We start from the raw sequence: 24,969 nt of genomic DNA, 5'->3' as shown, positions 1-24,969 counted from the left end.
TGGACTTTGATGCCTGCGTGCTAGCATAGCGACTTACTTGGAGGACCCATGGTCGAACACGATTTTCGCTACAGCCTGCTTAACCCGCAGCACACCCTGATTGAATGCCGCGCTCTGGCGCCGGGCCTGTATCAAGTCACCGGCAACGGTGGCTCGATTCAAGCCGGTGACGTGCTGATTGTGTCCCTCAAGGGCAGCAAGACTTTGTCCATGCGCTTGAGCGTCGACAAGGTCCGACACCTGATCAACCCGCGCGGCCAGTGGGTTGCCGTGACCAAGGGGCCGGTTTTCGGCGAATTGGCGATACATGAATGGCAGGTCAACTGCGATGCTTGCGCCAAGGAGCTGAAATTCGAGTTCGCGGTCGACGCCAAACTCGGCACCAAGGCCCAAAAGCCTGCAGCCACGGCGCGCATTGCCGAGCTGGGCTGGAGCACTGAAGGCAGCAAGCATGTGTGCCCGCAATGCCAAAAGGCTGCGCAATGAAACGTTTGATCCTGCTGGCCGTACTGGGCGCAAGCCTGGTGGGCTGCGCGGGTGACCCGGTGAAGCTGCAGCAGAACCACACCTATGTACTGGAGTGGATCGGTGAGCGCCCGCTGATCGACAACAGCCACCTGACCGTCACCCTGGACGATGCTGGCCGGGCTTATGGCAGTGGCGGTTGCAATCACTGGTTTGCGCCTTACACCCTGGAAGGCGACAAGCTGACCTTTGGTGGCGTGGGCAGCACCCGCAAGGCCTGCGCACCGGCGCTGATGGAGCAGGAGCATCGATTCTTCGAAGCCCTGCAGACCGTCCAGCGCTGGGACATTTCGCCGATCGAGCAGGTGCGCTTCTGGCCTGCCGAAGGCAAGCCGCTGCGGCTTTGGCCGGAAGAAGGCTGATACAGCGCGGCGTTTGAATCGCGAGCAAGCCCGCTCCCACAAGGTTGGCGCCAACCTGTGGGAGCGGGCTTGCTCGCGATGGCTGCGACTCAGGCCCCCCTGAGTTCCTTGATCTTGGCCAGCAGCCCGGCCGCTGTCTGCTCGCCCATCAAGGTCGCCCGTACCTTGCCCTTCTCATCCAGGATATAAGTCACTGGCAACGCTTCACTGCGCGGCAAATCGAACACTTCCGCCGGATCCTGCGCCAGCACGGTGAAGGTGATACCCAGCGCGGTACTCGCGTCGCTCAGTTCCTTACCCTGCAAGCCATCGAAATTGACCCCGAACACCCCCACCGACTGCCCCTGCAGCTGTTTTTCCAGGGAGTTGAGTTCAGGAATCTCGATGCGGCATGGGCCACACCACTCGGCCCAGTAGTTGATAATCTTCCACTGCTTGTCCAGACGCTCCGACGCGATCTTCTGTCCGTGCTGATCGACCCCATAATCATTTCCGCAACCAGCCAGCAATAACGTGGCGGAAACGGCAGCTACTGCCATGAGTCGCTTTAACATGCGTTGATCCTTCCCGGTAAATACAAACAAAAAGCCATTAGCGAGCGGCCATTTACCGCATACGGTTCAGGCGCGCCCGTCAGGCGGGTAGAATAGCCGCCACCTTACGCAAGATGCGACCCGCACATGACCGATCTGACGCTTTATCACAACCCGCGCTGCTCGAAATCCCGCGGTGCGCTCGAACTCCTCGAAGCCCGCGGCCTGACCCCCACCGTGGTGCGCTACCTCGAAACGCCGCTGAGCGCCGCGCAACTGCGCGACCTGCTGGCCAGGCTGAACCTTAGCGCCCGCCAGCTGCTACGCAGCGGTGAAGACGAGTACAAGGCCCTCAACCTGGGCGACAGCAGCCTCAGCGAAGCACACCTGATCGACGCGATGGCGGCCCACCCCAAGTTGATCGAGCGGCCGATCCTGGTCGCAGGCGACAAGGCCGTGATTGGTCGACCACCGGAAAAAATCCTGGAGATCCTGCCGTGAGCGCGCCTTATATTCTGGTTCTGTTTTACAGCCGCAACGGTTCGACCAGCGAAATGGCCCGGCAAATTGCCCGCGGCATCGAGCAGGGCGGCCTTGAGGCCCGCCTGCGCACCGTGCCGGCTATCTCTGCCGAATGCGAAGCCGTGGCCCCGGCCATTCCCGACGACGGCGCGATGTACGCCAGCCTCGACGACCTGAAAAACTGCTCGGGGCTGGCCCTGGGAAGCCCGACCCGCTTCGGCAACATGGCCGCGCCGCTCAAGTACTTTCTCGATGGCACCAGCAACCTGTGGCTGACCGGCGCACTGGTCGGCAAACCGGCGGGTGTGTTCACCTCTACCGCCAGCCTGCACGGCGGCCAGGAAAGCACCCTGCTGTCGATGCTGCTGCCGCTGATGCACCACGGCATGCTGGTTACCGGCCTGCCCTACAGCGAATCGGCCCTGCTCCACACCACCGCGGGTGGCACGCCTTATGGCCCGAGCCATCATGCCGGCGCCGACGGCAAGCGCGGCCTGGACGAGCATGAAATCGCCCTGTGCCGGGCCCTGGGTCAGCGCTTGGCCACTATTGCGCTGAAACTGGAGAGCAACCGTGGCTAAAAAGCCCAAAGTGCTACCGCCCATCGAATGGCTGGAGCCGCGGGTGCGGCTGATGCGCGTAATAAGTCTGGTGTGCTTTTTTGGCCTGATCGGCTTGCTGTGTGCTTACTACCTGATCTTTGCCGACCTGCACGGCGCCCGGCCGTGGGTGATCCTGCTGATCGAACTGGTGCCGTTGATGTTTGTGGTACCCGGCATGCTGATGGGCAGCCCACGCGGGCACTCGTTCACCTGCTATGTGGTCAACCTGTACCTGATCAAGGGGGCGCTGGCGGCATTCGACCCCAACCGCCAGGTGTTCGGCCTGCTGGAAATCGCCGCCAGCGTGGCGGTGTTTGTCAGTGCATTGTTGTTTGTGCGCTGGCGCTACCAGCTGGATCGGCGCCTGAGCGGCGAGTGATGCCGCTGTTGTGGGAGCGGGCTTGCTCGCGAGGCAGACGACTCGGTGTATCAGGTACATCGAGGCGCTGCCATCGCGGGCAAGCCTCGCTCCCACAGGCTTTTGGCCACTCACCAAGCCTGCTTAGTGATTCACCGTAAACGCCAGCATCTGTGACAGCTGGCACATTGGCCGGCCACTCTCGGCGTGCCACTGGTTGAAGGCGTTCTGCACAATTGCCAGGTCGCGCAAGCTGGTCGGCGCCTTGTCCACCAGCTTCTGCGCGTTCAGCGCGGCCACCACGTCATAGCTGGGCACAAAAGTGTCCTTGCCGACCATGCGCAAAAAACGCGGGGCCGACAAACCACCCAGCTGATGCCCATGCTTGGCCAGGTACTTCCACAACCCGACGATATCGGTCACTGGCCAGTCGGCGATAAACGCGCCGAAACTGCCGTGCTCGTGGGCGATATCGAGCACCATCTGGGCATTGCGCGGCACGCTTTTAAGCTTGCCCAGGTGGCGGATGATCCGCGCATCCTGCATCAGCCGCTCCAGGTGCTCAGCCCCCATCAGCACCACTTTTTCCGGGTCAAAACCAAAGAACACTTCTTCAAATACTGGCCACTTGGCATCGACCACACTGTGCTTGAGCCCGGCACGGAAGACGCGCAGGGCCAGGGTCGACAGGTAGCGATCGTCGCTGATCCGGCGCAATTGTTCCGCGGTTTTCGGGACGGGCAATTGGGCTTCAAGTGCGGCTGACGAACCAAAACGGTTCAAACAGTATTCGTGCAGCCATTTGTAGTCGCGCATGCCCTCTCCTCTTGGCAATTACAGGTTGAGCAAGTTGACGAAGCGCGGCGTGGCACTTTCGTCGATCTTCAGGCTCGCAAAATCAAACAGGTTACGGTCCGCCAATTGCGACGGGATCACGTTCTGCAGGCTGCGAAAGATACTCTCGGTGCGGCCCGGCGTCTTGCGGTCCCACTCCTGGAGCATGTCCTTGACCACCTGGCGTTGCAGGTTTTCCTGGGAACCACAGAGGTTGCACGGGATGATCGGAAACTGCTGCCAGTCGGAGTAGGCCTGGATGTCCTTCTCGTTGCAGTACGCCAGCGGGCGGATCACCACGTTGCGCCCGTCATCGGAGCGCAGCTTGGGCGGCATCGCCTTGAGTGTGCCGTTGAAGAACATGTTGAGGAAGAAGGTCTCAACGATGTCATCGCGATGATGCCCCAGGGCCATCTTGGTCGCGCCGATCTCATCGGCAAAGGTGTACAAGGTGCCACGGCGCAGGCGCGAACACAGTGAGCAGGTGGTCTTGCCTTCGGGGATCAGTTCCTTGACCACCGAGTAAGTGTCTTTTTCGACGATGTGATATTCCACGCCCAGCGACTTGAGGTAGGCCGGCAGCACGTCCTCGGGGAAACCCGGCTGCTTCTGGTCCATGTTCACCGCCACGATCTCGAACTGGATCGGCGCCACTTTTTGCAGGTGCAGCAACACATCGAGCAGGGTGTAGCTGTCTTTGCCGCCCGACAGGCAGACCATCACCTTGTCGCCATGCTCAATCATGTTGAAGTCGGCAATTGCCTCACCGGTCAATCGACGCAGGCGTTTCTGGAGTTTGATTTGAGAGACCGAGTGAGTGCCCATAGCGCTTCAATTCCGCGAGTTAAGACCAAAAGCCGGGGATTTTACCGAAAAAAACCGAGCGACGAACCCCTTGCCTGCCTAAAGACGCCAATGCAATAAGCCCGCAGCTGACAGCACAATAAGCTCTAAGGAGGCGGATATAGGGGGCGGCAGGTTTCCTATACTGGTTATCAAGGCCGCACGCCTGTCTGCTTCTCAATACCTTATGGCTGCGCGACCGGCACGCGTCCCACTGGAGGCGATGCGTCTTATACAGGAGCGACAGCCATGATCCATCACGTTGTGGGCCTTTTCACCCACCCCGATAAAGAATGGCGCGAAATCCGTGGAGATGCCGAAGAAAGCATCGGTCATATGTATTTCACGCATACGTTAATTCTGGCAGCGATTCCGGCCGTTTCTGCGTTTATCGGTACAACCCAGGTGGGCTGGGTGATCGGTAGCCGCGCACCGGTGATGCTGACACTGGACAGTGCCTTGTGGATGACCCTGATGTCCTACGTCGCCATGCTGGCGGGCGTGGGTGTAATGGGCGCATTTATCCACTGGATGGCGCGTACCTACGATGCACAACCCAGCCTGCAGCGTTGCGTGGCCTTTGCCACCTACACCGCTACACCGCTGTTTATTGGCGGGCTGGCGGCGCTGTATCCGCATATGTGGCTGGGCATGATGGTGGGCACCGCCGCCATTTGCTACACGGTGTACCTGCTGTATGTGGGCCTGCCGACCTTTATGAACATAGACCCGGATGAAGGCTTCCTGTTTTCCAGCTCGGTGCTGGCAGTGGGCCTGGTGGTGCTGGTGGCGATCATGGCCTTTACCGTGATTGTCTGGGGCCTGGGTGTCGGGCCGGTTTATACCAATTAACCGGCACTACCTGTAGTCGCTGCCGCAGGCTGCGATAAGGGGCGCAGGACCTTTAAAACAGGTCGCTATGCACCCCATCGCAGCCTGCGGCAGCGACTACAGCGTTTGCAGAGTGACCGCTCGGCACCTCGATACTTCGGAACCCCCACCGCTTGCGGCATAATCGCTGGCTCTGGAGAACCGAACCGCATGCCCGAGTTGCTCAATACCCGCGTCGAAGACTGTTTCCAACAGGCCGAAGTGTTTTTCAAACGCCCCTTCAAACGCCCCGTCGTCAGTTTCAAGCTGCGCGGGCAAAAAGCCGGGGTCGCCCATTTGCATGAAAACCTGCTGCGCTTCAACCCGCAGCTGTACCGTGAAAACAGCGAAGACTTCCTCAGGCAGACCGTCCCCCACGAAGTGGCGCACCTGGTTGCCCATCAGTTGTTTGGCGAACGTATCGCGCCCCACGGCGAAGAATGGCAATTGATCATGCGCGGGGTGTACGAACTGCCGCCCAATCGCTGTCATACCTACGCCATCAACCGGCGCAGCGCCACGCGCTATATCTACCGTTGCCCGTGCCCGGACAGCGACTTTGCGTTTTCCGCCCAGCGCCACGCCCTGGTCAAGCAAGGCCGCGGCTATCTGTGCCGCCGCTGCCGCAATACGCTGGTGTTCAGCGGCCTGACCCGGGTCGAATAAGCAGGTATAAAAAAACCCATCCGAAGATGGGTTTTTTATGCGCTCAGACTTACTTGAGCAGCACCGGGGCCGGGCCTTCAGCCACACCCAGGTCATCTTGCGGGCGGGTATCTTCCAGCGGACGACCGCCAGAGTTCAGCTCGGTTTGCAGGGTGTCGGTGTCCAGTTCCTTGACCCACTTGGCCACCACCAGGGTTGCCACCGCGTTACCGATCAGGTTGGTCAGGGCACGGGCTTCCGACATGAAGCGGTCGATACCCAGGATCAGCGCCAAACCGGCTACCGGCAAGTGGCCTACAGCCGACAGGGTGGCCGCCAGCACGATAAAGCCGCTACCGGTTACGCCCGCAGCACCTTTGGACGACAGCAACAGCACCAGCAACAGGGTGATCTGGTGCGTGATGTCCATATGGGTGTCAGTCGCCTGGGCGATAAACACGGCGGCCATCGTCAGGTAGATCGAAGTGCCGTCGAGGTTGAACGAGTAACCGGTCGGGATCACCAGGCCCACTACCGATTTCTTCGCGCCCAGGCGCTCCATTTTCACCAGCATGCGTGGCAGCGCCGATTCCGACGAGGACGTGCCCAGCACAATCAGCAGCTCTTCACGGATGTAGCGGATCAGCTTGATCACGCTGAAGCCGTGAGCCCGGGCGATGCCGCCCAGGACGATCAGCACGAACAGCACGCAGGTGATGTAGAAGCAGATCATCAACTGGCCCAGCTGTACCAGCGAGCCGACCCCGTAGGCGCCGATGGTGAAGGCCATCGCACCCAGCGCACCGAGTGGCGCCAGCTTCATGATCATGTTGATGATGTTGAACATCACATGGGCGAAACGGTCGATGAAGTCCAGTACCGGCTTGCCGTAGGCGCCCAGGCGGTGCAGGGCAAAGCCGAACAGTACCGAGAACATCAGCACTTGCAGGATATCGCCATTGGCAAAAGCGCCAACAATGGTCGACGGGATGACGTTGAGGATAAAGCCGACGATGCTCTGATCAGCGCCTGCGGTCACATAGGCCGCGACTTTCGAGGCGTCCAGGGTGGACACGTCGATATGCATGCCAGCGCCAGGCTGAACCACGTTAACCACGATCAGGCCGATCAACAGCGCGATGGTCGACACCACTTCAAAGTACAGCAAGGCATAACCGCCGGTCTTGCCGACCGATTTCATGCTCTGCATGCCGGCAATACCGCTGACCACCGTACAGAAAATAATGGGCGCGATGACCATCTTGATCAGTTTGATAAAGCCATCACCCAGCGGTTTGAGAGCAACACCGGTTTCCGGGTAGTAATGGCCCAGCAAGATACCGATAGCGATCGCTACGATTACTTGCACATACAGGGATTTGTACAGTGGCTGACGAGTCGTCATTGCAAAGTTCCTCAAGTGCATCACTCAATCATCATTCCGTCTGAGACTGGTGACACCTAAAGCGCGAACCCTCCTGTACTTGGAGGGATTTGTTTTTGGGGCTGCTCTTACGGCAGACCTCTCGCACTTATTGCAAGCTGTGGGCCACATTGCACAAAAGCCGCGCAATGGCCTGTGGAGCCTGAGCCTGTAGGACTTTACGTATTGTTTTTTCAGGACAGCACTTGGCGGGAATCCGCCCATTAGGCGTGTTGAAGTGCAGGAGGTGGCGGATATCCGCCCAGGCTTGCAAGGTTCGCTTACGCTTGACGACCTGCGATACCGGCACCGCCAGCATTTCTGCAAAACCGCGTCGACCCCATCGCGGGCAAGCCCGCTCCCACATTGATCTGGCAAGACCAAGGCTCTCTGAGCCCCCCCCATAACCTGTAGGAGCTGGCTTGCCTGCGATGCAGGCGACGCGGTGGGTCTGCCTGCACGCGGTGATGTCATTTCACAGGTTTCACCCCGCCGGAAAATGAATCCGGAACGCCGCCCCGCCCAATGACGAGTCGTCCAGGGTCAGCATGGCGTCATAACTTTCAATGATGTCCTTGACCACCGCCAGGCCTATGCCCTGCCCCGGATGCTGGCGGTCGAGGCGCTCGCCACGCTGCAAGATGCGCGCACGCTGATCCGGCGGCACGCCCGGGCCGTCGTCTTCCACGCAGACTTCAATGCCGTGGGCATTGCGGTGCAGGCTGATGCGAACCTGGCTCAGGCACAGCCGATAGGCGTTTTCCAACAGGTTGCCGAGCAATTCCAGCAAGGCATTTTGCTCGATCGGCAGATGGCTCAGTTCAGGGATGTCGTAGCTGACCTTGACGCCCTTGTCGCGGTACACCTTGTCCAGCGTGTTGCACAGACTCTGTACCACGGGCAGCACTTCGACCTGATGACGCACCAGGCCGCTCTTGCGCAAGCTGGCACGCTGCAACTGATAACCGATCTGTTGGTTCATGCGCTCGATCTGGCTTTGCAGCACCCAGGCCTGTTCACGATCGGCCGGGCGCTGGGCCATGCTCTCGCTTACCCCCTGCAACACCGCCAACGGGGTTTTCAGGCTGTGGGCCAGATCATCAAGGGAATCACGATAGCGCGTGCGCTGCTCGCGCTCGCTTTGCAGCAAGCGGTTCAAGGAACCGGTCAGGCGCAGCAATTCGCGCGGATGCTGCTCGCTGAGGCTCTGGCGGGTGCCGGTTTCGATTTCATCCAGTTCCTGACTCAAACGTCGCAAGGCGCGTAACCCCCACGTCAGACCAATCCATAGCAATGCCAGCAGCACAATCAAAGCTGCGCCGAACCCCAGATAAAGATTTTCCCGCAGGCCTTCCAGCGTGCGGTTGTATTCGCGCATCGGTTGCAGGGCGACAAAGCTGAAGGCCGCACTTTTGCCGCCTAGCAGCTTGACCTCCACGTCGTAGACAAAGAACTCTTCGCCGTTGGCCTCGCGAATGCTCGCAAATTCATTGCCGCGCCCGTCATAGCGCGGCCGGTAGTTGATGGTTTCTTCCTGGGTGGCGCGTGAGCGCCACACCAGTTGCCCGTCGCGGTCATAGATGTAGCCCAGCAGGCGACTGTCTGGCAGGTCGAACTGCTCATCCGGCAGCAGCGCCGGCATCTTGAGACGGTTCTTTTCCATCTTTGCCGCTGAAATCAGCGTGGTGACATCTGACGCCAAACGCTGCTCGATGGCGTCCTTGAGCGCCAGACTGAACGCTCCCTGCATCGCTGGCAGCAATGCCAGCATAAACAACACGGCCAATAAGGTTGCCGCCAGCATCAATCGAACGCGTAGCGAACGAATCATCGGCAGCGCTCAGTAAACAAGTACCCCAGGCCGCGCACTGTATCGATTGGTTTAAAACCGTTTGCCCCCTCCAGCTTGCGTCGCAGGCGCCCGACCAGCACCTCGATCACATTCGGATCACGTTCCTCGTCATCCGGGTACAGCTGCTCCATCAGTCGGTCCTTGGCCACCACTTGCTGGTGATGGCGCATCAGGTATTCAAGAATCCGGTATTCATAGGCGGTCAGCGCCAGCGGCTCGCCGTCAAGCACCGCCTGTTTGCGGTTGATGTCCAGCACCAGTGCCCCGGCCACGATGGTCGGTTGGGTAAAGCCACTGGAGCGGCGCAGCAAGGCATTGAGCCGCGCATCCAGTTCTTCGAACTGGAACGGCTTGACCACATAATCGTCCGCACCTGCGGCCAGCCCTTCGACCTTGTCCTGCCAATTGCCACGCGCAGTGAGGATAAGGATCGGAAACGTCTTGCCCCGGGCGCGCAACTGGCGAATCAGCTCCAGGCCGCCAAGCCCCGGCAGGCCCAGGTCAATCATCGCCAGATCATGGTTGAACTGCTCGGTCTGGTACAACGCCTCTTCGGCATTGGCCACCGCTTCGACCACATGGCCACTTTCTGTCAGACGGGTTTGCAAGTGATGGCGCAGCAACGCCTCATCTTCAACCACCAGCAATTTCATCGCGCTCTCCCAAGCCAATCCGCGTCTCTAAGGACGTGTGTCCTATACAGCCTAGCTACACAGTAAGTCGTGTGCCCTGAACAGACTCTGAACAATTGCACAGCCGGGCCAAGCCCCGGCACAATGGCGCCATGAACCGACTTCCCGCCCTGCCTGCCTGCTGCACGCCGCTGCGCGCCGACTGGCCCTTGCCAGACACGCTGGCTGCCAGTGCCTGGCTAAGCACCGACTTTATCCCTGCCCAGCTGGAAGACGATGACTTTGCCCGCAGCAACATAGACATGCCGGCGAGTATTCAACGCTCTGTGGCCAAACGCCAGGCCGAATTTCTGGCCGGGCGCCTGTGCGCCCGCGCAGCCATGCTGCAACTGGATGGCACTCTGGCCGCCCCCGGCTTGGGCGAAGACCGCGCCCCCGTTTGGCCCGCCCATATCTGCGGCGCCATCACCCACAGCAAAGGCCGCGCTGCGGCCCTGGTGGCATTGCGGCGCGACTGGCAAGGGCTGGGCATCGACCTGGAAACCCTGCTCAGCCCAGAACGCGCCCAGCGCCTGGCCAAGGAAATCCTCACCCCCGACGAACTTGCGCGCATGCTCGCCGGGCCTGCCGAGCAGATCGCGCTGCTGGTCACCCTGACCTTTTCGGTCAAGGAAAGCCTGTTCAAGGCACTGTTCCCGCTGGTGCAAAAGCGCTTCTATTTTGAGCACGCCGAAGTCCTTAACTGGACGCCCGAAGGTCATGTGCGCTTGCGCCTGCTCACCGACCTGTCTACCGATTGGCAACACGGCAGCGAACTGGATGCGCAGTTTGCTCTGGTTGACGGGCAATTGCTCACCGTGGTGGCGATAAAAGCCTGACCCCTGCTGCCCTGTGGGCGCTGAACACGCCTGCCATGTTATCGTTCGCCCCCCTCTTTTCGAGCGTTTGCCACCATGCCTGTGATGTCTCGCGCCCTGCGTCTGGCGCTGTATTGCCTGCTGATCGTGGCCGCAGCAGCTCTGGCTGGCGGCTGGGCGATGCGTCAGGCCGAGCGCCATGCCCTGGAAGAAAGCGCCAGGCGCGGGCCAGAGCAACTGAGCCTGTATGCCAACTCGCTGCACACCCTGATCGAACGCTATCGCGCCCTGCCGGCTGTACTGGCGCTGGACGCCGAACTGGTCAACGCCCTGAGCAACCCGGTCACGCCCGAGGTACAGGCCGCCCTCAACCGCAAACTGGAACGCATCAACGGCGCGGCGCAGTCCTCGACCCTGGAACTGCTCGACAGCAGCGGGCTGGCAGTGGCCGCCAGCAACTGGAACACCTCCAACAGCTATGTGGGCCACAACTACGGTTTCAGGCCCTACTTCAGCCAGACCCGCAGCCAGGGTAGCGGCAGCTTTTACGCGGTGGGCGTGACCAGTGGCATCCCGGGGTATTTTCTGTCCAGCGCTGTGCTCGATGCTGACGGCCGCTTTCTCGGGGCAATGGTGGTCAAACTCGAGTTTCCGCAACTGGAACGGGAATGGAGCCACGGCAACGACATCCTGCTGGTCAGTGATGCCCGGGGCATCCTTTTCATTGCCAACCAGCCCGGCTGGCGCTATCGCCATCTGCGCCCGTTGAGCGACAGCGACCGCAGTGCCATTGCCAGCACCCGCCAATACCACAAGCAGCCATTGACCCTGATGCACACCCGCACCTTGCGCAGCTTTTCCGACAATAGCGTCCTGACCCGGGTCGACGGCCCGCAGGGTCGGGCCGATTATGTGTGGAGTTCTCTGCCACTGAGCACCGAGGGCTGGACCCTGCACCTGCTGCAACGCCCCCAGGCCGCAGCCGATGACCGGCGCAATGCCGCCCTGGCCGGTATCGGCCTGTGGCTGGCCCTGGTGTTTCTGGCACTGTTTCTGCTGCAGCGCTGGCGGCTGGCCCGTTTGCGCCAGCGCAATCGCGAAGAGCTGGAGCAACTGGTGCAGGCCCGTACCCAGGATCTGCGCACGGCCCAGGATGGCCTGGTACAGTCGGCGAAACTGGCGGCACTGGGGCAAATGTCAGCGGCGCTGGCCCACGAAATCAACCAGCCATTGACCGCCCAGCGCATGCAGCTGGCAACTCTGCGCCTGTTGCTCGACCACGGCCGCATCGACGATGCTTATAAAGCCCTGGCGCCCCTGGAACAGATGCTTACGCGCATGGCCGCCCTCACCGGCCACCTGAAAACCTACGCCAGGCAAAGCCCCAGCGGTCTGCGCGAAAAGCTGGATCTGGCCACTGTGGTGGATCAAGCCTTGCAACTGCTGGAGCCGCGCCTGAAGGACGAGCAGATCGACCTGCAGGTCAACCTGCAACGCCCGGCTTGGGTACGCGGCGATGCCATCCGCCTGGAGCAGGTGCTGATCAACCTGCTGCGCAATGCCCTGGACGCCATGCGTGACAAACCGCGCAAGCGCCTTGAGATCCGCATCGAAGCCGACCAGCAACTGTGGTGCCTGACCGTGACCGACAGTGGCGGCGGAATTGACGAGCAGCACTTGGGTAAAATCTTCGACCCGTTCTTCACCACCAAGCCTGTGGGCGACGGACTGGGTTTGGGGCTGGCGGTGTCTTACGCCATTGTTCACGAAATCGGCGGCCGCTTGACTGCTTGCAACCACGCGGATGGTGCGCAATTCACGCTGACGCTGCCCATCGCACAGGAATCTTGAAACATGCTCAATTCGGTGATCGTGGTCGATGACGAGGCCAGTATTCGCAATGCCGTGGAGCAGTGGCTGAGCCTGAGCGGCTTTGACGTGCAGTTGTTCACCTGCGCCGAAGACTGTCTTGGTCAGTTGCCAGCGCACTTTGCCGGGGTGATTGTCAGCGATGTGCGCATGCCGGGCATGGGTGGTCTGGCCCTGCTCAACCGCTTGCAGCAACTGGATGCAGACTTGCCGGTGATCCTGCTGACCGGCCACGGCGATGTGCCGATGGCAGTGGAGGCCATGCGCGCAGGTGCCTACGACTTTTTGGAAAAGCCCTTCAGCCCCGAAGCATTGCTTGGCAGCCTGCGCCGCGCGCTGGAAAAACGTCAGTTGATCCTGGAAAACCGTCGCTTGCACGAACAAGCCGACCTGCGTGAGCAGATCGACGGGCGCCTGCTGGGGGTATCGCGCAGCTTGCAGACCTTGCGCCGCCAGGTGCTGGAGCTGGCGCCGCTGCCGGTCAATGTGCTGATTCGCGGCGAGACTGGCAGCGGCAAGGAACTGGTCGCCCGCTGCCTGCATGATTTTGGTCCGCGGGCCGACAAGCCCTTTGTCGCCCTCAACTGCTCGGCCATCCCCGAGCAGTTGTTTGAAGCCGAATTGTTTGGCCACGAAAGCGGCGCCTTTACCGGCGCCCAGGGCAAGCGCATCGGCAAGCTGGAGTACGCCGATGGTGGCACCCTGTTTCTGGATGAAATCGAAAGCATGCCGCTGGCCCAGCAAGCCAAATTGCTGCGGGTGCTGCAGGAGCAAAAGCTCGAGCGCCTGGGTTCCAACCAGAGCATCAGCGTGAATTTGCGGGTGGTTGCCGCGACCAAACCCGACCTCCTCGACGAAGCCCGCGCCGGACGCTTTCGTGAAGACCTGGCCTATCGCCTGACTGTGGCCGAGTTACGCCTGGCACCGCTGCGGGAGCGGCGCGAGGACATTGCCTTGTTGTACGACGCCTTTTCCCGCCATGCCGCTGAACGCCTGGGGCGCAGCCTACAAGTGCTGAGCGGCCCGCAGCTGGCGCGTTTGCTCTGCCACGCCTGGCCCGGCAACGTGCGCGAACTGGCCAACGTGGCCGAGCGGGATGTGCTGGGGTTGGGCGAGCCGCAACTGCCCGACACCGACGTGGGGCAATCGCTGGTGGCACAACAGGAAGCCTTTGAGGCGCAATGCCTGCGCGCGGCACTGACCCGGCACAAGGGCGATATCAAGGCCGTACTCCATGAGCTGCAACTGCCGCGGCGTACCCTGAATGAAAAAATGCAGCGCCACGGCCTGGTGCGTGAAGCGTTTTTGAGTGCCGAATAAGCCCCTCGCCGTACCCAGGGGCTTTTGACCTGCCCTAGCGCGCCTTGTCCTCACGCCCGCGCAGCACCTGGTCGGGCATCGCCAGTGCGGCCGCCAGCCCCAGCAACGACACCGCCGCGCTGATGCTCAACAACTGACGAAAAGTCAGCAGCAGCTCTGCCCGCAGGCTTTGCAGGGCCGGACCCTGAACCTGGCTGAGGCTGTCGAGCAACACATTGCCCGAGCTGCCTTCGCCAATCAGCGGCTGGCCCATGACCGGCACCGGCAATGAACCGTGCAGCAGCGCCAGCAACAGGGCCGACATCAACGCCACCCCCATCGCCCCGCCCAACGCACGGAACAGGTTGGTGGTGCTGGTCGCCACGCCAATATCGTGCTGTTGCACCGAGTTCTGCGCGCCCACCAGCGACGTCGGAAACTGCATGCCGCTGGCAATCCCGCTGAACAACATAAACACGCCACTCAACCATTCGGCGCCGGGCGGGCTGAAGGCCATGCCCAGAATGGACAGGGGCATCAGCACCGCCCCGCTCAGGATCATCGGCTTGTAACGCCCGGTCACCGAAGTCATGCGCCCGGCGAAGTAGGCCCCCATCGGCAGCCCGATGGCCAGCGGCAACAGGTGCAAGGCCGCACTGTCGGCACCGGCGCCGGTGATGCTCTGATAGCGCAGCGGCATCAGCACAATCAGGGAAATGGCCTGGAAGCTGGTGAAAAATACCGTACACCAGCACAGCACCGCATTGCGGTTGGCAAACAGGTGCATGGGCAGCAGCGGCTCTGGCGTGCGCCGTTCATGCCAGACAAACAGCGCCAGGGCGATCAGCGCCACCCCCAGAAAGCCTGCCACTTGCGGGTCACGCCAGCTTTGGCCCTGCCCGATAAACGTGATGCTCAGCAGCAGTGAGGTCAGGCCGAAGATCATCAGCATCGTGCCCAGGTAATCAATAATGGGTTTGCGCTGCGGCACGGGCAGGCCGACCAGGGTGCGGTGGGAAATCCACCAGGCCGCCAGCCCCAGTGGCAGGTTGATCAGAAATACCCAGCGCCATGACAGGTACTCGGTCATATAGCCACCCAGCACCGGCCCGGCGACACTGGCCAGGGCATACATGCTACTGAAGTAACCCTGGTAACGGCCGCGCTCACGGGGCGGCACGATATCGCCGATGATCGCCTGGCTGACCGAGATCATACCGCCGGCGCCAATGCCCTGAATGATCCGCGCCAGTACCAATTGCTCCATGTTTTGCGCCAGCCCGCAAAACAGCGAGGCCAGGGTAAACAGGCCCATGCCGAACAGCATCAGGCGCCGGCGCCCGTACAGGTCACCGAGCTTGCCGTAGATCGGCACCGCGACGGTCATGGCCACCATATAACCGGATATCACCCACGCCAGCTGGCTGACATCCTTGAACTGGGCAGAAATGGCGGGCATGGAAACGGCGACGATGGTCTGATCCAGCGCCCCCAGAAAAATCGCCAGCATCAGGGCGATCAGAATGCTGCGAATGGCCGGTTTGGCCTGGGGAGGCTGGTTCAGACTGGTCACGAGAACACCTGTAGGCGCAAAGCTTGAATCGGATGGCCCTCAGTGTACTCGATAGGCTCCTATTCGATAGCTTCGTAAGGGAGACCGACGTAATTTTCTGCAATGGTGGTGCGACCTGCCTCGGAGTCGACGAAATATGCCAGCTCGCTGTCAGCAATACGCTGGCTGAAGCCGTCGCTGTCCGGGAAGCGGTGCAGCATCGAGGTCATCCACCACGAAAAGCGCTCGGCCTTCCAGATTCGTCGCAGGCACACCTCGGAATAGCGTTCCAGCAACTCGGTACGACCCTCGGTGTAGACCTTGCACAACATATTGAACAAGGTGCTGACATCGCTGGCGGCCAGGTTCAGGCCCTTGGCCCCGGTCGGCGGCACGATATGGGCGGCATCCCCCAGCAGAAACAGGCGCCCGTACTGCATCGGTTCAACGACAAAACTGCGCAAGGGCGCGATGCTTTTTTCGATGGATGGGCCCGTCACCAACTGCTCGGCCAACGCCTTTGGCAGCCGGGTTTTCAGTTCGGCCCAGAAGCGCTGATCAGACCAGTCCTCGACTTTTTCTTCTGCCGGCACCTGCAAGTAATAGCGGCTACGGCTGGCCGAGCGCTGGCTGCACAGGGCAAAGCCGCGCTCGTGGCGGGCATACACCAGTTCGTCATTGACTGGCGGAGTGTCGGCCAGTACCCCGAGCCAGCCAAAGGGATACACCCGTTCGAAAATTTTCAGCACATCACTCGGAATCGACTGACGTGCGACGCCGTGAAAACCATCGCAGCCCGCAATGTAATCGCAGTCCAGGCGCACGCTTTCGCCTTCTTTATCGAAGGTGACGTAAGGCGCATCGGTTCTCATATCGTGGGGCTGAACGTTGCTGACGCTGTACAGGGTGTGCGCACCAACAGCTTCGCGGGCCGCCATAAGGTCGCGGGTGACTTCGGTCTGGCCATACACCATCACAGTCTTGCCGCCGGTCAGGCCCTTGAGGTCGATATGCACCCGGCGATCATCCAGGGCCAACTCAAAGCCGGTATGCACCAACCCTTCGGCGTCCATGCGCTGGCTGACACCGGCCTGGCGCAACAGGTCGACCATGCCCTGCTCCAGCACTCCGGCGCGAATCCGCCCGAGCACATAGTCGCCGCTCTGGCGTTCGAGGATCACGTTATCAATCCCGGCGTTGTGCAGCAGTTGACCGAGCAGCAGCCCCGCAGGACCCGCTCCGATAATGGCGACTTGAGTTCTCATTGTTATTGTCTCGCGTAGCCTCGACCCCGTGGGGCGAGCAGGTTCTTATAGGTGTGTGCCTGTATTTTTCGCTTGCGAGCGCAGCAAATGAAGGTGATAACCACGGCATTACCGGTACTTTTCGCCAATCGGTGCGATTATCGGCTTACAACCCGACAACAGGTACGGCGCCAATGATTCCTTCAATCCCGGTGTTCAAGCTTTACGGTGAGCAGCAGGACTGGCTCAGCCCTGACCTGTTGCACTGCGAAACCATCTCGCTGCGCAGCCGCGTCCACGATTGGGAGATCCGCCCCCATCGGCATGCTGACCTGTGCCAGTTGCTCTATGTGCACAAGGGTCGAGCGCAGGTTGAAGTCGAGGGCCAGCGCCATGTTCTGGAGCAATCGGCGATTCAGGTCATCCCGCCTCTGTGCGTCCACGGGTTTCAGTTTTCGCCGAACGTGGAAGGCTTTGTCCTGACCCTGGCCGCGCCGCTGGTGGCGCAGTTGCAAGCCCAGCTGGGCGGCAACATCAGTCTGTTGCAGCGGGTCGCCAGTTACCCCGCAGGCAAGGACAGTGATTACCTCAACAACCTGTTCAGTGAGGTGCAACGCGAATATGTCGGCGCACAGCCTGCCCGCGACATGCTCTTGCAGTCGCTGATCAGTGTGCTGCTGGTATGGGTGGCGCGCCAGGTGATCCAGCGTCGTGAGGCGCGGCAGTTGTTACCACGGGGGCGCGAGTATCTGGGCCTGTTCAATCAGCAGGTCGAGGCGCAGTTCCGCCAGCAACCCGGTGTTGAGCAGTTGGCACATCAGGTGGGCATTTCAGTGGCGCACTTGAACAGCATCTGCCGCGAACTGGCGAGGCAGTCGGCCTTGCAGATCATCCATCAGCGGCTGTTATTGGAGGCCAAGCGACATTTGATCTATACACCGCTGACCATCAGCGAAGTGGCTGACAGCCTGGGGTTTGCAGACCCGGCATATTTTGCGCGGTTTTTCCGACGCTTGACCGGGACATCGCCCAGTGCGTTTCGAGAAGGGCGGACTGACATGATCAGCCCGCCCTGACACTCTGGTGTTTGCTACCTCAGAGCGCTGAACATGGCATTGCAGTGCGCGCCATTGCAACTGGCGGTCAATCCGGCTGCCTGGCGGGTTTGCTCGGCGCGGTAGCAAGCGCTTGCAAACAGGACAGCGGCAGCGAAAACGATAAAAACGGTCATGCATCTTGTTCTTGTTTTGGTAGTCATGGCATTGGCTCCCTTGACGTCACAGCTTTGAGGCTAGTTCAGACACAGGTTCTTGCCATACCAGTTGTACGAGTGGTTGCGCCCGATTTCATCCTTCAAATGGACTATGTACCCAAATCCTGTAGTCGCTGAGGAGCGCAGCGAGGCTGCGAGCGGTTGCGAGCGGTTGCGAGCGGTTGCGGAGCAAACGTAAAGTCGGGTTGTGCAATGTTTCAGGTAAATCGTGGACTCAGGTTTCACGACGGCTACGCCGCCGATCGCAGCCTCGCTGCGCTCCTCAGCGACTACAAGTCTTTATCCCACTCCGGTTCATCGGCAAAGCGCTCGGCCAGGAAGTCGAGCATGCTGCGCAGCGTGGCCGGCATATGTTTGCGCGAGGCGTATACCGCGTAGATATTCATCAGCCGCGGCTCGGCGTCCGGCAGCAGGCGTACCAGTTCACCGCGTTGCACAAAAACCCCCGCCTGGTAGCTGGGCAGCAGCGAAATTCCCGCGCCCGCCAGTGTGGCACTCAACAGGGTGCTGGCTTCGTTGGCGCTGATATTGCCCTGCACCGGTACCGACACCTCCTCACCCGCGCAAGTGAAATGCCACAGGCTCTTGCCGTAGTAGGAATGGGTCAGGCAGTTGTGCCCACTGAGGTCATCGACCTGTTGCGGCGCCGGGTGTTGACGCAAATAGGTCGGGGATGCGCAAAGCACTGAGCGACAAACGGTCAGCTTGCGGGCGATCAGGCTCGGGTCCAGGTCATTGCTGGTGCGAATCGCCAGATCGATGCGTTCATCCACCAGATTGACCGTGCGATCGAGCATCTGCAGGTCGATACTGACCTGCGGGTAAAGCCGCACATAGTCGGTGACGGCCGCCGCCAGTTGCGCCTGGCCGAACGAGGTGCTGACGCTGATGCGCAACAACCCCCGTGGTGCATCACTGGGCACATCCACGGCGGCCTGCATGTCGTCGGCCAGTTCCAGCAACTGCCGACAGCGCGGCAGGGTTTCATTGCCGGCGGCGGTCAGGCTCAGCTTGCGCGTGGTGCGGTGCATCAGGCGTGCCCCCACCCATTCTTCAAGTTCGGCCAGATAGCGCGAAACCACCGGGCGCGACAGGTCCAGGTGATCAGCAGCAGCTGACTGGCTGCCAAGGTCGACGACGGTGACAAACACCCGCATTGCAATAAGACGATCCATGATCTGCCCGATATCTGAAACAAACTATGTTCAAGCATCGCATTTTTAGTTCTTGATCGGGCAACTAAGCTCTGTCCATCGCCGATCTTGGCCATTGACTCAGGAATCACCCATGAGCGGATTTTCCACCCTTCGTCGTTTTGTTCTCAGCGCTGTGATGCTGGGCTTTGCCGCCCATGCTGCGGCGGCTCCGGCGCCCTTGACCCTGGATGTGTACAACCCGGGGGCGGCGGCGATTTTCCCGGTGTCGTCAGTGCTGGTCAGTGGCGAGAAGGACGCCATCCTGGTCGACGCCCAATTTGGCAAGGCCCAGGCCCGGCAAGTGGTCGACAAGATTCGCGCCAGTGGCAAGCACCTGACCACCATCTACATCAGCCACGGCGACCCGGACTACTATTTCGGCCTGGAGACCCTGACCCAGGCGTTCCCGGACGCCAAGGTGGTGGCCCCGGGGCCGGTGGTCGAGCACATCAACCAGACCAAAGACGCCAAACTGGCATTCTGGGGCCCGCAAATGGGCGCCGATATGCCGCAAAAGCTCATCGTGCCGCAGGTGCTCAAGGGCAACACCCTGGACCTGGAAGGACATGAGCTGGATATCGTCGGCCTGAGCGGGCGCCAGCCGGACCGTACTTTTGTGTGGATCCCTTCGATCAAGGCGGTGGTCGGTGGCGTGGTCGTGGCTGACAACCTGCATGTCTGGATGGCCGATACCCAGACCCCGCAATCGCACAAACAATGGCTGGCCACCCTTAAACGTATCGACAGCCTGCAACCGAAAATCGTGGTACCGGGCCATTACCTGGGTGACAGCGACCGGTCGTTGAAAGCCGTGTATTTCACCCGTGACTACATCAAGGCGTTCGATGAGGAGGCGCTAAAGGCCAGCAACTCGGGCGAACTGATTGCAGCCATGAAAAAACGCTACCCGGACCTGGGCGAAGAGTCTTCATTGGAGCTGAGCGCCAAGGTGGCCAAGGGCGAAATGAAGTGGTGAATGCAGAACCTGCGTAGCAGCTGCCGAAGGAACAAGGCTGCGTCCGGCGTAAGGCGTCACCCCGACGCAGCCGTCGTGAAATCAGATACTGCGGTGTGCCAGTCAGATCCGGATTCCAGGGTTTACGGTCGCTGCGCAACCGAACGCAGCCTCGTTCCTACGGCAGCTGCTACGGGCCTTGAACTGAATGTTTGACGTTACTACCTACTCACTGGAGAACATCATGAGCAAGATCGCAATCATCGGGGCTACCGGCCGTGCTGGCAGCCAACTGCTGGAAGAAGCCCTGCGTCGTGGCCACAGTGTCACGGCCATTGCCCGCAATGCCTCGAAAAAACTGGGCGAGCGGGCGGGCGTGGTGGTCAAGGACGTTGATGTCAACGATGCCCAGGCCCTGCAAGACGCCGTGACCGGCCATGACGTGGTGCTCAGCGCCGCGCATTTCTCGACCCTGCCGGCCTCGGCCATTATCGAGCCGGTGAAAAAGGCCGGGGTCAAACGCCTGCTGTTTGTGGGTGGTGCAGGCTCACTGTTGCTGCCAGGCGACACCAAAGTCATCGACAGCCCGGGCTTCCCTGACGAATACCGGCCAGAAGCCACGGCAGGCGGCGTGTACCTCGATACCTTGCGCGCAGAAAAAGACCTGGACTGGACCTTCCTGTCACCTTCGGCCGAGTTTGTCGAAGGTGAGCGCACGGGCAAGTTCCGCCTGGGCACAGACCGCCTGCTGATCAACAGCGAAGGCAAAAGCTGGATCAGCTTTGCCGACTTTGCCATCGCCATGCTCGATGAAGTCGAACAGCCCAAGCACTCCCGCCAGCGGTTTACCGTGGGGTATTGAGGCGCAGCTCCCACAGGAGGACTTACAAAGTCTGCGCCACCAACCAGTCCAGCAACTCAAGCAACGGCGCCGATGCCTCGTGGCGTGGTGAACACACCAGCAGGTAGGCGCCGCCAGTACGCACCTTGAAGTCAAAGGGCATGGCCAGGCGGCCGGCCTTCAGGTCATCGCCTATCAGTGACCAGTCGCCTATGGCAACGCCGTTGCCCTGGGCGGCCACGGTCATGGCCAGGTCCAGGGTGTCGAAGTACTGGCTTTTGCGGATGGCCGATACATCGCCTCCCGCCGCACTCAGCCAGTGGGTCCAGTCCTGCTGGTCGCGACTGGGGTGCAGCAGGGTGTGTTGTGCCAGATCGCCCAGCTGGTTGATAGCGCCGCTGCCATCCAGCAGATGCGGGGCGCAGACCGGTGTCAGCTGTTCGTCGAACAGATGGCGGCCCTGACGCTTGGGCCCCGGTTGCGGGCTGTAGACCACCGCAGCATCAAATGCCTCGCGGCGAAAATCCACCCCGTGCTGCACACTGCTGGTCAGCTCAACCGGCACGTCCGGGCGCAGTTCTTGCCAGTGCAGCAACTTGGGCAACAGCCAGCGCAGCATGCAGGTAGGGGCCTTGATTTGCAGCGGGCTGCGGCGAACGCTCGCATGCTCGACGGCCTCGCCGATCAAGTCAAACACCTGCTCGATACGCGGGTACAGCGCCTGGCCCTGCTCGGTCAGGCTCAGACCACGGGCCTGACGATGGAACAGCGGGTAACCCAGATGCTCCTCCAGACCGGCAATTTGCCTGCTGACCGCCCCCTGGGTGATATGCAACTGCTCACCGGCACGGGTGAAGTTGCAGCATTGGGCCGTGATCAGAAAAGTATGCAATGCGGGAAGCGGCGGGAGGCGTTTCATGAGTGGTCAGCCATGAGTACAGGACATGGCTAGTATGAGCACGTTTGCGTTGTGCGCACCACAGCCGACCGCTTCAATGGTCTTTTCCAGAACAAAAAAGGAACGGGACACATGGCGACGTGCGGCGAGGTATTGGTCAAGTTGCTGGAGGCCTACGGGGTCGAGCAGGTGTTCGGCATTCCGGGGGTGCACACCGTTGAGCTGTATCGCGGGCTGGCCGGTTCGACGATCAATCACATCACCCCGCGTCATGAGCAGGGTGCAGGCTTTATGGCCGACGGCTATGCCCGCACCAGTGGCAAACCTGGGGTGTGTTTTATTATCACCGGGCCGGGCATGACCAATATCACCACGGCAATGGGCCAGGCCTATGGCGACTCGATCCCGATGCTGGTGATCTCCAGTGTGCAGTCACGCAGCCAGTTGGGCGGCGGGCGCGGCAAGTTGCACGAGCTGCCCAACCAAAGCGCGCTGGTCGCTGGGGTCGCGGCGTTTTCCCATACGCTGATGTCGGCAGCTGAGTTGCCAGCCGTGCTGGCACGAGCCTTTGCGCTGTTTCAGGCCGGGCGCCCTCGCCCGGTGCATATCGAAATCCCGCTCGACGTGCTGGTGGAGAACGCCGATGCGCTGCTTGCCAGCCTGCCCGTTCACATTGCCCGCCCCGGCGCCGCGCCTGCTGCGATTGAGCAGATGAGCCAGCGTCTGGCCCAGGCCAAGCGGCCGCTGATCCTGGCTGGCGGCGGTGCGATCGATGCGGCGCCGGCACTGACGCAACTGGCCGAGCGCCTCGGCGCGCCGGTGGCCCTGACCATCAACGCCAAGGGCATGCTGCCCTCCTCTCACCCTCTGTTGATCGGCTCGACCCAAAGCCTGGTCGCCACACGGGCGCTGGTGGCCGAGGCCGATGTGGTGCTGGCGATCGGCACAGAGTTGGCCGAGACCGATTACGACGTGACGTTTGCCGGCGGCTTCAAAATCCCCGGCGCACTGCTGCGTATTGATATCGACCCCGACCAGACCGTACGCAATTACCCGCCGACACTGGCGCTGGTAGCCGATGCCAACCTGGCGAGCGAGGCTCTACTGGCAAGTCTTGCGCCGTTGCCACTACGGGATCCGCAGTGGGGAGCTGTGCGGGTCAGCCGTCTGCAGGCGCAGCTGGCCACCGAATGGGATGCCCCGACCCGTGCCCAGACGGTTTTTTTGCAGGCGGTTTTCGAGGTGCTGCCGGATGCCGTGTGCGTCGGCGATTCGACCCAGCCGGTGTACACCGGCAACCTGACCTTCAACCCCGAACAGCCGCGGCGCTGGTTCAACTCATCCACGGGCTATGGCACGCTCGGCTACGCCCTGCCCGCGGCAGTGGGGGCCTGGCTGGGGCGTCGTGCCGAGGGCAAACCCGGCGGCCCGGTGCTGTGCCTGATAGGTGATGGCGGCCTGCAATTTACCCTGGCCGAACTGGCCAGCGCAGTGGAGGCGCAAACGCCGATCATCGTGCTGTTGTGGAACAACCAGGGCTACGGCGAGATCAAGAAATACATGCTCAATCGCGCCATCGAGCCTGTTGGCGTGGACATCTACACCCCGGACTTTATCGGCGTGGCCAAGGCCCTGGGCTGTGCCGCGCAGGCAGTCGGGAACGAAACGCAATTGCGCGCAGCACTGGCCAGCGCCGCCGACCACCAGGGGCCCAGCGTGATTGAAATCGATGAGCTGCGCTGGCAGCAATCTCTGGGCCTATAAGCTCATGCGCAGGCGCGCCAGATCCCGTACCGGTGGCGCGCCAAACTGACGACTGTACTCGCGGCTGAATTGCGACGGGCTTTCATAGCCCACGCGATAGCCCGCAGCCGAGGCATCGAGGCCTTCGCTGAGCATCAACCGGCGGGCTTCGTTAAGGCGCAGTTGCTTTTGATATTGCAGCGGGCTCATGGCGGTCATGGCCTTGAACCGGTGGTGCAGGGTCGACACGCTAAGATTGGCTTCGCGTGCCAGGCTGTCGATACGCAACGGCTGCTCAAAGTTACCGTTAAGCCAGGAAATCGCCCGGCTAACGCGGTGGTTCTGGCTGTTCTCGCTAGCGATCTGATACAGCCGGTGGCCCTGCGGGCTGCGCAACAGCCGATACAGAATCTCGCGGCGAATCAGCGGCGCCAGCATGGCGATATCCTTGGGAGTATCGAGCAGACGTGTCAGGCGCAGCAGTGCATCGAGCATCAACGGGTCGATGGGTTCGACATACAGCCCGCGCCCGGTAGGTCGTGATGGCACGCCCATAGGGCCAGCCTCGCTGATCAGCGTGGCTATCTCGGCCGGGTCAATGTCCAGGCGCAAAGCCAGTACCGGGTGCTCGGGGGATATTTCCAGCACCCGGCCACTGATGGGCATCGACACCGAAACCACCAGGTAATTGAGCGGGTCGTAGGCGAAGTATTCGTCTGCCAGGCGTACCTCTTTGCGCCCCTGGGCCATGATGCACAAAGCGGGTTTGGGCAGGCTCGGAGAGAAATCGCTGGGCTGGCTGTAGCGCGACACAAACAGCGCCTCGACGCCGGTGGTGAACGAGCCGTCTTGCGGGGCGTGACGAAAAATCAGGTCGGCCAGTTCCACCCGCTGCATTTCAAAGGCGGGGTCGAGCGCGGGCCGGGGCGGTTCCAGCAGGGACATGGGGCGCATCCTTCTTGCAGTGATGGCACAGCTTAAGTTTGTGCAAGGCCAAGGGGTAGCTAATTTCTGCCGTTGTCTTGCCTGATCCTGTCAAAGCCCGGGAGCAGCCCCCCGCCGAACCCGGCGCAGACGCACAACCTTGCTCGAAACCCTGATAGCCAGGCCGCTTGCCCGATGGTCCGGGCAGGCGGCTGGCAGGCCGGGGTTTGCAGGATCGTGCAAGCCTCGGGCAGGAATCGACTAACGGTCAGTTGCTGCGCCCCTTAAGCTTTGAACCTCCCCCCAACACCACTTTC

The 24,969-nt window shown here is 61.2% G+C and carries 25 protein-coding genes; 14 read left to right on the top strand and 11 right to left on the bottom strand.

Going from position 1 to position 24,969, the window contains the following annotated elements; translation table 11 throughout:
- Nucleotides 1–48: 48 nt before the first annotated feature.
- A complete protein-coding gene (locus BFC21_RS24725; protein WP_016779846.1) occupies nt 49–486 on the top strand; it encodes a hypothetical protein in 438 nt (145 codons plus the stop codon).
- A complete protein-coding gene (locus tag BFC21_RS24720; RefSeq protein WP_088379206.1) occupies nt 483–887 on the top strand; it encodes an META domain-containing protein in 405 nt (134 codons plus the stop codon). Before BFC21_RS24725 ends, BFC21_RS24720 begins: the two co-directional genes overlap by 4 nt.
- A gap of 89 nt (nt 888–976) precedes the next feature.
- Here BFC21_RS24720 and BFC21_RS24715 read toward each other — a convergent pair whose 3' ends face one another.
- Nucleotides 977–1,441, bottom strand: a complete 465-nt coding sequence (locus BFC21_RS24715; protein ID WP_088379205.1) for a TlpA disulfide reductase family protein — start codon at nt 1,439–1,441, stop codon at nt 977–979.
- Between the two features lie 126 nt (nt 1,442–1,567).
- Here BFC21_RS24715 and arsC point away from each other — a divergent pair, with 126 nt between their 5' ends.
- From arsC to BFC21_RS24700, 3 genes are read left to right on the top strand one after another with little or no spacing between them, the layout of a single operon-like run.
- Nucleotides 1,568–1,921, top strand: coding sequence for an arsenate reductase (glutaredoxin) (arsC, locus tag BFC21_RS24710; RefSeq protein ID WP_016779843.1), 354 nt, complete (start codon nt 1,568–1,570; stop codon nt 1,919–1,921).
- Complete coding sequence (gene wrbA, locus BFC21_RS24705; RefSeq protein ID WP_016779842.1) at nt 1,918–2,523, top strand: NAD(P)H:quinone oxidoreductase; 606 nt, start codon at nt 1,918–1,920, stop codon at nt 2,521–2,523. Before arsC ends, wrbA begins: the two co-directional genes overlap by 4 nt.
- Nucleotides 2,516–2,923 (top strand): DUF2069 domain-containing protein, encoded by a 408-nt coding sequence (locus BFC21_RS24700; RefSeq protein WP_016779840.1) that lies wholly within the window; start codon nt 2,516–2,518, stop codon nt 2,921–2,923. Before wrbA ends, BFC21_RS24700 begins: the two co-directional genes overlap by 8 nt.
- Before the next feature lie 123 nt (nt 2,924–3,046).
- On the opposite strand, the gene BFC21_RS24695 is transcribed toward BFC21_RS24700, so the two are convergent.
- Together BFC21_RS24695 and ttcA are read right to left on the bottom strand one after the other, a co-directional pair.
- Complete coding sequence (locus BFC21_RS24695) at nt 3,047–3,718, bottom strand: DNA-3-methyladenine glycosylase I (protein ID WP_086796016.1); 672 nt, start codon at nt 3,716–3,718, stop codon at nt 3,047–3,049.
- A gap of 18 nt (nt 3,719–3,736) precedes the next feature.
- Nucleotides 3,737–4,561, bottom strand: a complete 825-nt coding sequence (gene ttcA / locus BFC21_RS24690) for a tRNA 2-thiocytidine(32) synthetase TtcA (RefSeq protein WP_016779837.1) — start codon at nt 4,559–4,561, stop codon at nt 3,737–3,739.
- Between the two features lie 267 nt (nt 4,562–4,828).
- On the opposite strand from ttcA, the gene BFC21_RS24685 reads away from it, so the two are divergent.
- Together BFC21_RS24685 and BFC21_RS24680 are read left to right on the top strand one after the other, a co-directional pair.
- Nucleotides 4,829–5,431, top strand: a complete 603-nt coding sequence (locus BFC21_RS24685) for a Yip1 family protein (protein WP_088379204.1) — start codon at nt 4,829–4,831, stop codon at nt 5,429–5,431.
- 189 nt (nt 5,432–5,620) lie between these two features.
- Nucleotides 5,621–6,115, top strand: a complete 495-nt coding sequence (locus BFC21_RS24680; RefSeq protein WP_088379203.1) for a SprT family zinc-dependent metalloprotease — start codon at nt 5,621–5,623, stop codon at nt 6,113–6,115.
- Between the two features lie 49 nt (nt 6,116–6,164).
- Here BFC21_RS24680 and BFC21_RS24675 read toward each other — a convergent pair whose 3' ends face one another.
- From BFC21_RS24675 to BFC21_RS24665, 3 genes are all read right to left on the bottom strand, one after another.
- Nucleotides 6,165–7,499 (bottom strand): dicarboxylate/amino acid:cation symporter, encoded by a 1,335-nt coding sequence (locus tag BFC21_RS24675; protein ID WP_095005260.1) that lies wholly within the window; start codon nt 7,497–7,499, stop codon nt 6,165–6,167.
- Nucleotides 7,500–8,001: 502 nt separating this feature from the next.
- Nucleotides 8,002–9,348: an ATP-binding protein gene (locus BFC21_RS24670; protein WP_095005259.1), complete on the bottom strand. Its 1,347-nt coding sequence runs from the start codon at nt 9,346–9,348 to the stop codon at nt 8,002–8,004.
- Nucleotides 9,345–10,022, bottom strand: coding sequence for a response regulator (locus BFC21_RS24665; RefSeq protein WP_016779832.1), 678 nt, complete (start codon nt 10,020–10,022; stop codon nt 9,345–9,347). The genes BFC21_RS24670 and BFC21_RS24665 overlap by 4 nt, the downstream gene beginning before the upstream one ends.
- A gap of 131 nt (nt 10,023–10,153) precedes the next feature.
- Here BFC21_RS24665 and BFC21_RS24660 point away from each other — a divergent pair, with 131 nt between their 5' ends.
- From BFC21_RS24660 to BFC21_RS24650, 3 genes are all read left to right on the top strand, one after another.
- A complete protein-coding gene (locus BFC21_RS24660) occupies nt 10,154–10,879 on the top strand; it encodes a 4'-phosphopantetheinyl transferase (RefSeq protein ID WP_088379200.1) in 726 nt (241 codons plus the stop codon).
- A 75-nt stretch (nt 10,880–10,954) separates the two neighbouring features.
- Nucleotides 10,955–12,709: an ATP-binding protein gene (locus tag BFC21_RS24655; RefSeq protein WP_095005257.1), complete on the top strand. Its 1,755-nt coding sequence runs from the start codon at nt 10,955–10,957 to the stop codon at nt 12,707–12,709.
- A 3-nt stretch (nt 12,710–12,712) separates the two neighbouring features.
- Nucleotides 12,713–14,047, top strand: a complete 1,335-nt coding sequence (locus tag BFC21_RS24650; protein ID WP_088379199.1) for a sigma-54 dependent transcriptional regulator — start codon at nt 12,713–12,715, stop codon at nt 14,045–14,047.
- 34 nt (nt 14,048–14,081) lie between these two features.
- Here BFC21_RS24650 and BFC21_RS24645 read toward each other — a convergent pair whose 3' ends face one another.
- Together BFC21_RS24645 and pobA are read right to left on the bottom strand one after the other, a co-directional pair.
- A complete protein-coding gene (locus BFC21_RS24645; protein WP_088379198.1) occupies nt 14,082–15,599 on the bottom strand; it encodes an MDR family MFS transporter in 1,518 nt (505 codons plus the stop codon).
- 59 nt (nt 15,600–15,658) lie between these two features.
- A complete protein-coding gene (pobA, locus tag BFC21_RS24640; RefSeq protein WP_120266594.1) occupies nt 15,659–16,843 on the bottom strand; it encodes a 4-hydroxybenzoate 3-monooxygenase in 1,185 nt (394 codons plus the stop codon).
- A 173-nt stretch (nt 16,844–17,016) separates the two neighbouring features.
- Between pobA and BFC21_RS24635 the strand changes: the two genes are divergently transcribed.
- Nucleotides 17,017–17,898, top strand: a complete 882-nt coding sequence (locus BFC21_RS24635) for a helix-turn-helix domain-containing protein (protein ID WP_088379196.1) — start codon at nt 17,017–17,019, stop codon at nt 17,896–17,898.
- Between the two features lie 466 nt (nt 17,899–18,364).
- Here BFC21_RS24635 and BFC21_RS24630 read toward each other — a convergent pair whose 3' ends face one another.
- Nucleotides 18,365–19,270 (bottom strand): LysR family transcriptional regulator, encoded by a 906-nt coding sequence (locus BFC21_RS24630; protein ID WP_120266593.1) that lies wholly within the window; start codon nt 19,268–19,270, stop codon nt 18,365–18,367.
- 112 nt (nt 19,271–19,382) lie between these two features.
- On the opposite strand from BFC21_RS24630, the gene BFC21_RS24625 reads away from it, so the two are divergent.
- The gene (locus BFC21_RS24625; RefSeq protein WP_088379194.1) at nt 19,383–20,267 is read left to right on the top strand and encodes an MBL fold metallo-hydrolase; all 885 of its coding nucleotides are present in this window, start codon (nt 19,383–19,385) and stop codon (nt 20,265–20,267) included.
- Nucleotides 20,268–20,490: 223 nt separating this feature from the next.
- Nucleotides 20,491–21,108: an NAD(P)-dependent oxidoreductase gene (locus BFC21_RS24620; protein ID WP_088379193.1), complete on the top strand. Its 618-nt coding sequence runs from the start codon at nt 20,491–20,493 to the stop codon at nt 21,106–21,108.
- Nucleotides 21,109–21,130: 22 nt separating this feature from the next.
- Here the strand turns inward: BFC21_RS24620 and BFC21_RS24615 are convergent, their stop codons facing one another.
- Complete coding sequence (locus BFC21_RS24615; RefSeq protein WP_095005249.1) at nt 21,131–22,006, bottom strand: LysR substrate-binding domain-containing protein; 876 nt, start codon at nt 22,004–22,006, stop codon at nt 21,131–21,133.
- 111 nt (nt 22,007–22,117) lie between these two features.
- On the opposite strand from BFC21_RS24615, the gene BFC21_RS24610 reads away from it, so the two are divergent.
- On the top strand, nt 22,118–23,749 hold the full coding sequence (locus BFC21_RS24610; RefSeq protein WP_120266592.1) for a 5-guanidino-2-oxopentanoate decarboxylase: 1,632 nt from the start codon (nt 22,118–22,120) through the stop codon (nt 23,747–23,749).
- On the opposite strand, the gene BFC21_RS24605 is transcribed toward BFC21_RS24610, so the two are convergent.
- A complete protein-coding gene (locus tag BFC21_RS24605) occupies nt 23,744–24,673 on the bottom strand; it encodes an AraC family transcriptional regulator (protein ID WP_088379190.1) in 930 nt (309 codons plus the stop codon). The genes BFC21_RS24610 and BFC21_RS24605 overlap by 6 nt on opposite strands.
- Nucleotides 24,674–24,969 lie beyond the last annotated feature (296 nt).

Source organism: Pseudomonas sp. TMW 2.1634 (assembly GCF_001703595.1).
Taxonomy (GTDB): Bacteria; Pseudomonadota; Gammaproteobacteria; order Pseudomonadales; family Pseudomonadaceae; genus Aquipseudomonas; species Aquipseudomonas fragi.
The sequence above is the reverse complement of the archived record's forward strand: the minus strand, read 5'-3'. Positions and strand labels throughout refer to the sequence as shown.